Annotated in this window: 9 protein-coding genes and 1 pseudogene; 4 read left to right on the top strand and 6 right to left on the bottom strand. The window is 63.1% G+C overall.

Annotated elements, in window-relative coordinates; all coding sequences use genetic code 11:
• Positions 1 to 3: 3 nt before the first annotated feature.
• The 3 genes from ASG25_RS17625 to ASG25_RS17635 form a co-directional block, all read right to left on the bottom strand.
• Positions 4 to 1,158: an HPP family protein gene (locus tag ASG25_RS17625; protein ID WP_062476895.1), complete on the bottom strand. Its 1,155-nt coding sequence runs from the start codon at positions 1,156 to 1,158 to the stop codon at positions 4 to 6.
• A gap of 247 nt (positions 1,159 to 1,405) precedes the next feature.
• A complete protein-coding gene (locus ASG25_RS17630) occupies positions 1,406 to 3,388 on the bottom strand; it encodes a monovalent cation:proton antiporter-2 (CPA2) family protein (RefSeq protein ID WP_082480313.1) in 1,983 nt (660 codons plus the stop codon).
• On the bottom strand, positions 3,385 to 4,071 hold the full coding sequence (locus ASG25_RS17635) for an NAD(P)H-dependent oxidoreductase (protein WP_082475850.1): 687 nt from the start codon (positions 4,069 to 4,071) through the stop codon (positions 3,385 to 3,387). The genes ASG25_RS17630 and ASG25_RS17635 overlap by 4 nt, the downstream gene beginning before the upstream one ends.
• A gap of 386 nt (positions 4,072 to 4,457) precedes the next feature.
• Between ASG25_RS17635 and rpsU the strand changes: the two genes are divergently transcribed.
• Complete coding sequence (gene rpsU, locus ASG25_RS17640) at positions 4,458 to 4,694, top strand: 30S ribosomal protein S21 (protein WP_062476898.1); 237 nt, start codon at positions 4,458 to 4,460, stop codon at positions 4,692 to 4,694.
• Positions 4,695 to 6,109: 1,415 nt separating this feature from the next.
• Here the strand turns inward: rpsU and ASG25_RS17645 are convergent.
• A pseudogene (locus tag ASG25_RS17645) lies at positions 6,110 to 7,096 on the bottom strand (IS1595 family transposase); the annotation flags it as partial.
• 344 nt (positions 7,097 to 7,440) lie between these two features.
• On the opposite strand from ASG25_RS17645, the gene ASG25_RS17650 reads away from it, so the two are divergent.
• Positions 7,441 to 8,427, top strand: coding sequence for a hypothetical protein (locus ASG25_RS17650; protein WP_156466905.1), 987 nt, complete (start codon positions 7,441 to 7,443; stop codon positions 8,425 to 8,427).
• Here the strand turns inward: ASG25_RS17650 and ASG25_RS17655 are convergent.
• Complete coding sequence (locus ASG25_RS17655; RefSeq protein WP_062476904.1) at positions 8,363 to 9,466, bottom strand: NADH:flavin oxidoreductase/NADH oxidase; 1,104 nt, start codon at positions 9,464 to 9,466, stop codon at positions 8,363 to 8,365. The two genes, ASG25_RS17650 and ASG25_RS17655, sit on opposite strands and share 65 nt — an antisense overlap.
• A gap of 239 nt (positions 9,467 to 9,705) precedes the next feature.
• On the opposite strand from ASG25_RS17655, the gene ASG25_RS17660 reads away from it, so the two are divergent.
• Positions 9,706 to 10,086 (top strand): VOC family protein, encoded by a 381-nt coding sequence (locus ASG25_RS17660; protein ID WP_062476907.1) that lies wholly within the window; start codon positions 9,706 to 9,708, stop codon positions 10,084 to 10,086.
• 136 nt (positions 10,087 to 10,222) lie between these two features.
• Here ASG25_RS17660 and ASG25_RS17665 read toward each other — a convergent pair whose 3' ends face one another.
• A complete protein-coding gene (locus ASG25_RS17665; RefSeq protein WP_062476909.1) occupies positions 10,223 to 11,245 on the bottom strand; it encodes an NADP-dependent oxidoreductase in 1,023 nt (340 codons plus the stop codon).
• A 229-nt stretch (positions 11,246 to 11,474) separates the two neighbouring features.
• Between ASG25_RS17665 and ASG25_RS17670 the strand changes: the two genes are divergently transcribed.
• Positions 11,475 to 12,782, top strand: a complete 1,308-nt coding sequence (locus ASG25_RS17670; RefSeq protein WP_062476912.1) for a Gfo/Idh/MocA family oxidoreductase — start codon at positions 11,475 to 11,477, stop codon at positions 12,780 to 12,782.
• Positions 12,783 to 12,989: the final 207 nt, after the last annotated feature.

The raw sequence follows: 12,989 nt of genomic DNA on the forward strand, positions 1-12,989 counted from the left end.
GCGTCACCCCTCCGCCAGCATCGCCACCAGCACGTCCGATTGCGAGACGATGCCGACGAGGCGGTTCGCGGAATCGGTGACGGGGAGATGGTGAAGGCCGCCCTCTGCAAAGAGAAGGATGGCTTCGGACAGGACATCCTCGGGCGACACGGTCCGGACGGGACTGGTCATGATGTTCTTGACGGTGCCGTTCGGTGCCGTCGAGCCGGAAACGGCGAGCTGATAGCGGCGGCGCAGACCGATGGTCGGCCGGCCGCGGGTCCAATCGGCGCGATCGAGGATATCTGTCTGGGTCAGGATGCCGATGACGCGGGCATTGTCGTCGGTCACCGGCAGCGCTTTGATGTGGTGGGCGCGCAGGAGCGCGTGCGCCTCCGACAGCGAGGCATCCGGCGCGATCGCGATCACGTCGCGCGACATGATCTGCCCGCAGGTGGTCTGCCCGGACTGGCGCTGGAACGACCGCAACTCCGTACGCTTGAGGATGGTCACAAGCTCGTCGCGCTGGATGTCGAGAACCCGGTCGTAGTCCTTGAGCACGGCATCGAGATCCTCGGCCGCAAAGCCGATGCGGGCGATGGGCGGCGGGTCCTTCGTCTGGTGCGGGCCGAGCGCCGGCAAGGCGACATGCGGATAGCGGCGCCCGGTCAGATTGTTGAAGAGCAAGGCGGCCGCCAGGAGCAGAAGAGAGTTTCCCAGCACCGGCCACAGCAGGAAACCGTAGCCGAGTGCATGGATCGGTGGGCCGCCGAGAACGGCCGTGAGCGCGATCGCGCCGCTCGGCGGATGCAGGCAGCGCAGGCTCATCATGAGGCCGATGGCGATCGCCCCCGCAAGGGCCGCCCCGAGCATGGGGTCGGGCACGAACATCCCCACGGTCACCCCGACAAACGCCGCGACGAGATTGCCGCCGATCAACGACCAGGGCTGGGCAAGCGGACTGGACGGGACGGCAAACAGAAGCACGGCCGAAGCCCCCATGGGCGCGACCAGTGCCGGCGAGAGGGGAAACGTCGCTGTCAGCAAGGCACCGAGGAGGCCCGTGACCAGAAGGCCGAACAGCGCGCCGCCGGCCGAGCGAAACCGCTCCTTCGGGCTGACCGACGAAGCGGGCCAGGGCATGAAGCGGGCGGCGCGCGATAATGTCGTGGATGTCATGCAGGCGTCTCCGCAGGGCCGATGGGCGTCAGCGGCGAACCGCATATAAATGCAAGGCCCGGAGCCGGCTCGACGAACATCGGCACGCGCGTCTCATCGAGCCGGGACCCGAGGGATGTCGGCCCCGCCGTTGCGGCGCGTGGGTTAGCCCGCCCGCCCGCTTTTGTCCAGCCGTGTCCCGCGCAAGGCCATCCCGGAGGCCCCGCACGGAAACGGCGAACCGCCGGCCGGTAACCTCTGGCTCTTCCTACCCCTCGCCCTGTCCATCCAGATCCGCCCGATCCCGCCGCTCCAGGGTCGACCGCTCCAGATCCGTTGCGTCCGGAAGAGAGGCGCCCAGGTCATGGTTGCGCGCCGCGATATCCGGCGGAGTCCAGCCGCGCTCCGTCCGATCGTGCAGCGCGCTTCGATCTCCCATCATGGCTTTCTCCAGGATGTCCGAGATCTCGCGGGCCCGGGCGATGTATTCCTTGTTTTCAAACACCGGCACGTCGTGCTTCCACAAGGGCGCGAGCTGGCGCAGGCCCCAGCCATCCTGCCGGACGAACACGGCCTTGCTCTTTTCCACATCGAAGGGATGCATGCCGAGGCTCTGCAGCGCGTAGCCCGCCGCGCGGACGGAGCTGTCGAAAACCTCGCGCACGATGTCGTCCGCGCCGGCCTCGTAGAGCTGGTAGACGTGATTGCGATCATAAGCGCGCGCGATGATGTGGATGGCCGGATTTTCATGCCGGGCATGGCGGACGATGCTTGTCGCCCGCGCGATATCGTCGATGGCGACGACCAGCAGCCGTGCCTTGCGCAATCCGGCAGAGTGCAGCAGGTCCGGACGACCGGCATCGCCGAAAAAGGAGCGGACGCCGAACTTGCGCAGCCCGTCGATGACATCCGAGCGGCTGTCGAGCACGATCGTCTTGTGCCCGTTTGCCAGGAGCATACGGTTGATGATCTGCCCGAAGCGGCCGAGACCGGCGATGATGACGGAGGCTTCCTCGGGGATTTCGTCGGCCTCCTCCATCTGCCCCCGGTCGAGGCGCGGCACGATCACCTTGTCGAACAGGATGAAGAGCGCCGGGGTGAGCAGCATGGAAAAGGCGATCACGAGCATGATGATGGCGGCGAGGTCTGCAGGCAGCACGGCATTCTGCAACGTGAAGGAGACGAGAACGAAGCCGAATTCGCCGGCCTGCGCGAGCCCCAGCGCCAGCAGCCATCGGTCCGCGCCGCGCAGCTTGTAGAGGGATCCGATCAGCCACAGCACCGCGGCCTTGACGACGATGACACCCAAGGTCAGCAGGATGACGAGGCCGAGATGGGCGGTCAGCAGAGAGAAATCGATGCCGGCACCGACCGTGATGAAGAACAGGCCGAGGAGCAGGCCCTTGAACGGTTCGATATCGCTTTCCAGTTCGTGGCGGAATTCGCTGTTGGCAAGGACCACGCCGGCAAGAAACGTCCCGAGCGCCGGGGACAGGCCGACCATGCTCATGAGGAGGGCGGTGGACACGACGAGCAACAGGGCGGCAGCCGTGAACATTTCGCGCAGCCGCGACGCCGCGATCAGCCGAAAGATCGGGCGCGACAGGAAGTGGCCCGCCACCACGACGAAGGCGACGGCGAGAAGCGTCACCAGCGCGACCTGCCAGCCCGGCAGGTCGGAGACAAGGGTTGCCGCATTGCCCGCGCCATGGGCAGCGTGGTCGCCGCCCTGCAGGGCCGGAAGCGCCAGAAGCGGCAGGACGGCCAGCATCGGGATGACCGCGATATCCTGGAAGAGGAGCACGGAGAAGCTGGAACGTCCGCCTTGCGATTTCAGGAGACCCTTTTCGCTCAACGTCTGCAGCACGATGGCGGTGGACGACAGAGACAGGATAAGTCCGACCGCGACCGCGGTCTGCCAGGGCAGCCCCGCAACGAGGCCGATGCCCGCAACAACCGCTGCGGAACCTGCGACCTGCAGGCCGCCGAGACCGAGCAGCCGACCCCGCATGTCCCAGAGCGCTTGCGGCTGGAGCTCCAGTCCAACCAGGAACAGCATCATCACGACGCCGAACTCGGCGAAATGCTGGAGATCCTGCGTCTCGTTGCCGACCAGGTGAAAGACCGGGCCGATCACGATCCCCGCGATGAGATAGCCGAGCACGGAGCCGAGGCCCAGCCGGGCCGCGATGATGACGGAGGTGATCGCGGCCGCGAGATAGACGAAGGCCTGAAACATGAAGCCGCTCATTCGGACATCCTTGCACTGTTGGAGCCGGCCGGCAGCCCGGATGGCGCCATGTCTGCCGGGTTTGGCGTGACGCCGCGCAAGATGTCGACCCGCGACAGAGCATCATCGTCCAGAAGCTCGAACCGCGAGACCGCGTTCAGGTCCAGGGTCTCGTCGCGCAGCGCGGACAGAAGGCGAAGATAGGCGGCGATATGAAGGTCTGCCCGCCCGTCGAGGGCCGAATCATGTGCGGAGAACAGCGCCACCGGCGGCAGAAACCGCATGCCGCAGAGCGAGGCGGTCTGCTCGAGCGGCGACAGCAGCGTGCGCAGCCGAAAGTGATTGGACCCTTCCTCGCGATAGGCATCGCGCGCGCCGCCGGTTGTGACCACCGGAAGAAACAGCTTGCCCGAAAGCTTCGAGCCGCTCTGCCCGTAGGCAAAGCCGTATTCGAGCACGAGGTCTTGCCACTCCTTGAGAAGCGCGGGGACGGAATACCAGTAGATCGGAAACTGGAAGATGATGACGTCGTGTGCGACCAGCCGCGCCTGCTCCGCATCGATGTCGATGTTGAACCGGGGATACTCTGCATAGAGATCGACGAAGGTCACCCCGTCGAGCCGGGCGGCCTGCTGCGCCATGCGCACGTTGAGGCGCGAGTGCCGCTGGCCGGGATGGGCAAACAGAATGAGGACGCGGGCCATGATCTCTTCCTCGGGTGTCTATCTTCTGGAGCCGTTCGCTCCGGACGATGTGCGCCAGCTGCAAGGAACGACACGACGGAGGCAGAATCGGCTGGAACGGAACAAGCCACCATCGCGGCCGCGGCGACAATCGGTGCTGCGGGAAGATCTTGTCAAGCGGCAAGACGAGTGCGATGGTGAAGCCGAGCGTTACGCTCCCGATGGACACATCTCATTGCCGGCCGGCACCCTTCTGGGCGCTGTCAGTTGCCGGAGAGACGAGATTTGGCACATTTCTTCGCTCTTTTTTCGGGCCAACCCCTTTTCATGATGGACGTGTGGTGAGATAAGGAGCGCCGAAGTCACCATACCACCGCCCCAGCGGGCGACAGAGATCAAGGTTCGAGATGCAGGTTCTGGTTCGAGACAACAATGTTGAGCAGGCACTGCGCGTGCTCAAGAAGAAGCTTCAGCGCGAAGGCGTCTTCCGCGAAATGCGCATGCGCGAAGCTTATGAAAAGCCGTCTGTGAAGCGTGCTCGCCAGAAGGCTGAAGCTGTTTCCCGCCAGCGCAAGAACGCCCGCAAGCAGATGCAGCGCGAAGGCCTCCTGCCCGGCCCGAAGAAAAAAGTTGCGACCCGCTAAGATCTGACGGGCGCCCGTCGGACGGTATCCGACACGGCGCGGCTGGTCTTCGGTAACAAGCCTTCATAACCACGGTGTGATGCTTCGTCGTCGCGCCGTGGTTTTCTGTGTTTTCCGGGATTTTCTAGAACTTCGCTGGGACGCATCGTCCAACATCGACGCGATCCCGCTTCGGCCGGGAATGCCCTGGTTTCGTGGGATACCTCTGGCGAAGATCCGAAAGCCAGCAAACGGTCTCAACCAACCAAGATTCCCACCGCCTTCTGACCGCTCCTCTGTAGCAATTCCTGATACACAGGATTTCAGATCGAACTCTGCATCCTTTTGAATCTCTGCAAGCCGGTTCGGCTTTCAAACCACGGCGCGCAATCCTCAGATCATACCGTCTTTGGATTGATACCAGCGGCAAGGCTGGCTTGAGATCACCCCTTTACGCACGGGCAGCCTTGTGCTCTCACGGTTTCCGAATTTGAGCACTGGCAGGGAAACGGTGAGATACACCATCAAGCCCAGAGGCGAAATTATATTTACACAATCTAAATTTACGGTATTCTTAAATACGTTATTGTAAATCCGTACAGACCCGGCCTATCTACAATAAAATCCAGCAGGACAGTGATTGCTGACCCTCAACAGGGACCTGGAGTCTCGCTAGACAACAGAAATTTGGTCTTAAAGATCGCAAATACAAAACCTGACAAATCCATAGATAAAGATGTTGATGTAGTAGGTCATATGACCGACTCTCTGTGCTCACAAGCCAGTTATTGTAAAAATTTAAATAATTGCTTCACCGGATCTGGAATGGGATGTATCTGTATGTCGTTCAGTGGAAATCTAGAAGGCTTATCCCGTTCGCACAGGTGCACACCACCAATTGAGGATTAGCTTATCTTAAAACTCGGGGAGCGGTTTCTATCTTCGGTAGAAAGACAAGCTCGACGGTGTGCACTTAGGGACGCCCCGTTCTTTGCAGAAACTGCAAAGAAGTCCTTCAGCCCCGCTTCACCATGGACATGGACAGATTCGCTGCTGCGCGTCGATCGGAGAGTTGGCTAAGCCGAGGCTCGGACTCTTCCGTCCGCAAGCGAATTTAATCGCGGGGACGTGAGTTTGGAGCCGAGCGGAATATGGCGCAGATACCCGGCGGCGATCTCGTTCGGTGCCAGGCTCGGCGGATGGATATAGCGGCGGGTGTTTCGCTCCTCGCCCGTCCGCCTTGGGGGTAGCGCTGGGCGCACCGGCTTGCGACGGAAGTACACGTGCCGGTCCCCGTCTTGTCGGATGTCGTCGAGAGCGTCGAAGATATCCATGCCGTTCTCGAAGGCGTATTTCTGTGCGCGCTTCAGCCGCTCGGGATCGACCATACCCAGCACTTGGTCGCGGTGCTGTTCTTTCCATTTGCGGGTGTCGCCGACGATGTCCCGCCAGGTGACGGGGCCTATCTTCTGCCCAAGGCCGAGAAGGGTGTCGATGGACGTCTGGAAGCTGCGGCGGCGGTTCCAGCGGAAGACGAACTCGTTGCAGTAGATGTCGACATGCTTTTCCCGAACGCCGTGGTACGTTCCCATCGCCCAGCGCTTGAAGTTGGAGAAGATGCGATGAACCCACTTCAGCACGATGTGGGCGGGCAGCGCGTTCTTGGCGCTGAGATTATGTGCTTTGTGTTTCCGCTCAGGCGGCCGTTCGTAAGCGCTGTAGCCGTCGGTGATGATCTCCGTCCCGCTCGCGGTGTTCTCGGCGATGAACCGTTGCAGCGTCTCACGATCAGCCACATGGACACGCTGCAACCGCATGCGCCCGGCATAGAATTTATCGACGATCTCGACCGCACCGACGAGGAACATCTTGCCTATGGGGCTACGGCCTTGCCCGCCCGTGACCGGGTCCGTCTTCTTCCTGTAGGGCACGTTTGTCTCGTCCATCTCAACGACGCCGCTCAACGTCCGCCGATCTGGATCGACCATGGCGCGACGAAGCTTATGGAGAAGGAGCCAGGCCGCCTTGTAGCTGGCGATGCCGAGCTTGGCCTGGAGCTGAAGAGCCGACATGCCGTTCGAGTGGGTCGCGACGAGATAGGCGGCCAGGAACCATTTGCGCAACGGCAGATGTGTTCCGTGCATGACCGTTCCCGAGATCAGTGAGGTCTGGTGACGGCAGCCCGTCCTCGTCCGCTCCCCATAGACATCCTCCTGAACGCCCTGGCATTCCCAGACCCACGGACGAGCTTCAAGGCGCCAGGCACGGTTGCCGCCACACCTCGGGCAATTGAAGCCGCTGCGCCATCGTTTCTTGGCCAGGTATTCCGCACACGCGTAGTCGTCGGCGAAGTCCGAGGTGAACTTCTCCAGCGACGGAGGCCGATCCTTGGCCCAACGGGTTGGAAACAAACTTTCGCTCATCTTGCCCGTATAGCCGAGCAGGGGAGACACGCCATGCGTGAGTGCTAGATGTGGTTAACACCTGTGCGAACGGGATAAGCCTTAAATCTAGATCGGTATATGTCGACTAATACCTGAAAGGCAGATGGCCATGTCAGCATTTTTCGCGATTGTTGCCCGGAGATCCAGCTCCAGAGCTAAGACTGTCCCGTGGGCTTGTCGGTGATGTTCTCCGGCCGGTCGTCTCCGACCAGCTGAGGCTGGTCGTTCTCTGGAACGGCGGTTGCCCCGGCTGCCTTCCTTTTATTCGCGATCTTGCGGAGATCAGCGCCAGCCATGGCGTTCCGTGCTATGGGGTGGCCGTCATGGTGATCCACGTGGACAGGACGGCGGTAAAAGCCAAATCCATCCCGTCCAAGGCGGTGCTCGCTCTTGAGGAGCGGACACCGGAAGCCTCTGTCCTGTCTCGGGGCTGGGTAACGCGCCATTGGCTCGAGGCGAGCGGACAGGACGGCGTGCCGGCCGGTTTCATCGTCGATCGGACGAACCGGATTGCCTGGATGGGACCTGCAACCCATATCGAGCCGATCCTAAAGCGCATCTTGCGGGGTGAGTGGAACATTGATGCCGCGCGCACCGAATGGCAAGCAAAGGTCAGCGACGACAGCGTCCGCCTGCTACAATACAGACGGGATATTCTGGAGGCGACGGTAACGGGCGATGTCGCAACGGCGTCCTCGCTGGTCAAACAGGCGGAGACGGAACTTCCATCCGCTCTGGGGCATGCGGAGTTCAACATCCTGAAGCTGCAGGCGATTGTCGATGGTCCGGACCCGGACGACCATGCAACACGGTTTTACATCGAGGCATCCGATCGGTTCCCAACCGATGTCGATGCACAACTGCGGTTGGCCGCCGTCATCGTCCGTGACACGCCTCTAAACATAGAAGCCCTGAAGGCGGTCCTGGATCGCCTCCAGCGCCTGGAGCGACAGTGGCGGAGCAGCACCGAAGCCGACCGCCCGTTCCCCATATTTCAAGTGAGACTGCACCTGACCATTGCCGAAGCCGCCCTACGCATAGGCGAGACGGCCGAATGCGAACGGCAGATCGAGCGCGTCTCCCTGCTGGGACATGACACGCGTCTTGATGACGCCCACCGGAATGTTGCCGCCGACGATAGCGCGAGGATCAGGCGCTTGAGGCACGAGGCGGGTATCGCCAGCCGAAGCGGAATGGCGCCGGCTGATGATCCCTCAGAAACAGAGGGTGAGAACAGAGCCGGCATCAGCTGTCGAACAGGGTCTTGTACTGCCGCGGCTGACAGCGGAGATATTGCGGCGCCGCTTTGACGGTCGCGCCAAGATGGGCGGCGGCGTGCCAGGGCCAGCGGGGGTCATAGAGGATGGTGCGGGCGAGCGCGATCATGTCGGCATCGCCGGTCCCGATGATGGATTCGGCCTGCTCGAACGCGGTGATCAACCCCACGGCGACGACCGGGATCGAGACGGCCTGTTTGACATCGCGGGCAAGCGGCACCTGATAGCTCGGGCCGACCGGAATGGCCTGCGCATCGCTGAGTCCACCGCTCGACACGTGGATCGCGCTGCAACCACGCTTCTCGAGCGCCTGCGCGAAAGCCACCGTCTGGGCGCTGTCCCAGCCACCCTCGACCCAGTCCGTTCCGGAAACCCGCATGGTCACCGGCCGATCCGCGCGAAAGGCGTCCCGGACCGCCTCGAACACTTCGAGCGGAAAGCGCATGCGGTTTTCGAGCGAACCGCCATAGGCGTCGGTGCGCGTATTGGACAGCGGCGAGAGGAACTGATGCAGAAGATAGCCGTGGGCTCCATGGATCTGCACGGCATCGAGCCCGAGGCGTGCGGCCCTGCGGGCGGCCTGCGCGAACGCGTCTCGGAGCCGATCGAGGCCTGCGGCATCCAGCGCTTCCGGCGCATCATAGGATGGCTTGAAGGCGGAGGCGGAGGGCGCGACGGTCTTCCAGCCCTGCGCATGATCGGGAGCGAGCTGCGCCCCGCCCTTCCAGGGCAGATCGGTCGAGGCCTTGCGGCCGGCGTGGCCGAGCTGGATCGCGATCGGCATGTCCGACCAGCGGCGAATGCCCTTGAGCACGCGGTCCATGGCGGCTTCGCAGGCGTCGTCCCAAAGCCCGACATCGCCGAAGCTGATCCGGCCTTCCGGCGTCACCGCCGTCGCCTCGATGGTCAGAAGCCCCGCACCCGATTGGGCCAGCATGCCGAGATGCGTGAGATGCCAGTCGGTCATCGCGCCGTTCTCGGCGGAATACTGGCACATCGGCGCGATGACGATGCGGTTCTGCAACGTCAGTCCGCCGACCTCGATGGGCGAAAAGAGTTTGGGGGAAGCCATGTCGATCTCCTGAAAGCATCAAGGCGGCCCGGGAACAGCCGCACTGCGTGGGCATATAGGGCGCCCATCCGCTGACTGTACTCGATATCCGCAGCCGGGAGGTCTCGATATGGTCAGCGTCTGCTTTCACTTGCGAAACGCAGGCAGGCAGGCGAAAACATCGCCGAGAACCGCGCCGGCTTCGCCGTGGCAGAACGCGAGAATCGCACGCGGACAAGACACGTCAGGAGAGCGTACCCATGTTCGACCATGTTTCCATCGGCGTCCGGGATATCGACCGGTCGCGCACCTTCTACGATGCCGCCCTCACCCCGCTCGGCTACGGACGGTTGACGAGCGGTGCAAAGATGCTCGGCTATGGTGACGAACAGGTCGGGCTTTGGGTGACCGAGGCCGAACATCCGGTTCGCCCGGATCTCCGCTCCGGCCTCCACTTCTGCTTCAAGGCGTATAGCGAGGAGGCCGTCGAAGCGTTCCATGCCGCCGCGATCGCCCATGGCGGAGAAGACAATGGCGCTCCGGGCCTGCGGCCGGAATATGCCACCTTCTACTACGCCGCCTTCGTCATCGATCCCGACGGCTACCGGCTGGAAGCCTTCTTCCACAAGCCGGACCTGTAGCGTCCCCCAGCAGGCGTCCCAATCGGGATGCAGGCCGCAAGGCCCTGTCGACGGACGTCATCTCCGTAAGTGATCAATCGCGACACGGGGCGGTCGAAGGCATCTTACCCCGACCGCCCCGGCAATCGCCTGCTGCTCAGGCGACTTTTACGACCAGCTTGCCGAAGTTGCGGCCTTCCAGAAGCCCGATAAAGGCTTGCGGCGCGGCTTCCAGCCCGTCCACCACGTCCTCGCGATAGCGCAGCCGCCCATCGGCGATCCAGCCGGCGGCCTCTTTCAGGAAGGCGTCTTTCTGGTCGCTGAATTCCAGCTGGATGAACCCGCGGATCTGCAGGCTCCGGGTCAACACCTCTCTCATGAAGCCAGGCAGCCGATCCGGGCCGGAAGAGGCCCCGCCATCCTGATTGTAATGGGCGATCAGACCGCAGACCGGCACCCGGGCGTAGGTGTTGAGCAGCGGAAACACCGCTTCGAACACGTGGCCGCCGACATTCTCGAAGTAGACGTCGATTCCATCGGGGCATGCGGCCTTCAGCTGTTCGGCGAAATCCGGTGCCCGGTGATCCAGCGCCACGTCGAAGCCCAGCTCGTCCCGGATGAAAGCGCATTTTTCCGGCCCGCCGGCGATGCCGACGGCGCGTGCGCCCTTGATCCGGGCAATCTGCCCGACGACGGAACCGACCGCGCCGCTGGCAGCCGCCACGACCACCGTCTCCCCGGGCTTCGGCTGGCCGATCGTCAGCAAACCGGCATAGGCGGTGAAGCCCGGCATGCCGAGCACGCCGAGCGCGGTGGAAACGGGGGCGGCATCCGGATCGAGCTTGCGCAGCCCCTTGCCGTCCGACACCGCGTAGGCCTGCCAGCCGCTGTGGGAGAGCACGATGTCGCCGGTCCTGAAGTCGGGATGGTGCGAGGTGACGACCTCCGCCACCGTGCCGCCTTCCATGACGTCACCGATCTCGACCGGCTTGGCATAGGATTTCGCCGTGCTCATCCGGCCACGCATGTACGGATCGAGCGAAAGATACCGTGTCTGCAGGAGCAGCTCGCCCTTGGATGGTTCGGGAACGGGCGCCTGTTCGATGTGGAAGTCCTCTGCGACCGGCGCGCCTTGCGGACGGCGGGCCAGCGTGATCCGCGTGTTCTTGAGGTCTGTCATACCATCTTCCTTGCTGTCTTCGCCTTCGGGACGATCGGGAGGACCCCCGCCGGCTTCAGGAGCCTGACATAGGCGCAGAATGTGAAGCGGCAAATTTTCCTTCGCCGACGGCAGGCGGGAAGCACGGACGAGAGAGCGAGAGAGGAAGAAACCGTTGAACAATCCGCGGCCGACAGAGTTGCCGATCCATCAACCTCCATCAACGGTCCGTCAGCGAAAGGCCTCCTCCATGAACGACATTCCCGCCTTCAACCGACGTGGCCTTCTGAAACTTGGCGGTGTCGGGGTGACCGGCATGCTTCTCGCTCCTGGCGCGCAGGCGCAAGCGCAGGGAAACCACCTGCCGCCGCCCTCGCCGGTCGACACCGGCGCCGTCAAGGACGGTAAGGTCACCTTTCCGGAATGGCGCGGCCCTTCGGAAGCGCCGAGTGGCGATCCAAAGGCGCCGCTGCCGCCGGAGGATCGGGTCGGCTTCGCCGTCGTGGCGCTCGGGCGCCTGAGCCTGGAAGAGATCCTGCCGGCCTTTGGCGAAACGAAGAAGGCCCGCCTGGTGGCCCTGGTCTCCGGGTCGCCCGACAAGATGAAGGCGGTTGCGCAACAGTACGGCGTCAAGCCGGAAGCCTGCTACGACTATACCGGGTTCGACGCGATCAAGGACAATCCGGAGATCAAGGCGGTCTATGTCGTCACCCCGAACGGGCTGCACCGCGAATTCGTCGAGCGGGCGGCCAAGGCCGGCAAACATGTGCTTTGCGAAAAGCCCATGTCGGTGAACTCGACCGAGGCCCAGGCCATGCTCGACGCCTGCAACGCTGCGGGCGTCAAGCTGATGATCGCCTATCGCATCCAGTACGAGGCCTTCAACCTGCATCTTGCCGAGAAGGTCCGCGCAAAGGCCTACGGACGGCTGGTCGGCATGTCCGCCATCAATGTCCAGACCGTTGCGGAAAACGGGGCCGAGCAATGGCGGCACAAGAAGGCGCTGGCCGGCGGGGGCGCGCTGCCGGATATCGGGCTCTACTGCCTGAACACGGCGCGCTTCCTGACAGGCGAGGAACCGGTGGAGATCATGGCGACGCAGTACAGCCCGCCCGACGATCCGCGCTATGCCGAGGTGGAGGAGACCGTGTCGTTCACGCTGCGCTTCCCCTCCCATGCCATCGTGAACTGCCTCACGAGCTACGGTGCGCGCGACGACAAGCATCAGCGCCTGAACTTCGAGCGCGCCACCGTCGACATGCCCAATGCCTATCAATACACGGGTCAGAGCCTGACGGTGATCGAACGCGAAGGCGATCAGACCGTCCAGAAGGAAATCGACCTGACGGCCAACAACCAGTTTGCCGCCGAGATCGATCATTTCGCCGATTGTGCCCTGCAGGATCGCAAACCGCGCACCCCGGGCGAGGAAGGCGTGCAGGATCACGTGCTGATGGAGGCGATCTACCAGTCGGCCGCAACCGGTGTTCCCGTCCGTCTCGACCCGATCCAGGGCCTCGATGCCTTCCGCGGCCCTCCTGCACAGGTCGAACTCTGAGGAACCGGGCGCGCAACCGATGACGCGGCCGGCGATGGTTCCGAAACCTTACCGGCCGGCTGCGCGTTAAAGCGTGTCACAGCCTGGCAGCAAGCAGGGGAGCACGGCATGAACGAGCATGAAAAGTCATCCTTCGATGCCGGCCTGTTGAAGATCGTCATCGTCGCCGGAGCCGCGCTCCTGACCGTTTCCTTTCCGGTGCTTCTG

This window comes from Rhizobium sp. Leaf384 (genome assembly GCF_001424065.1).
Classification (GTDB): Bacteria; Pseudomonadota; Alphaproteobacteria; order Rhizobiales; family Rhizobiaceae; genus Ferranicluibacter.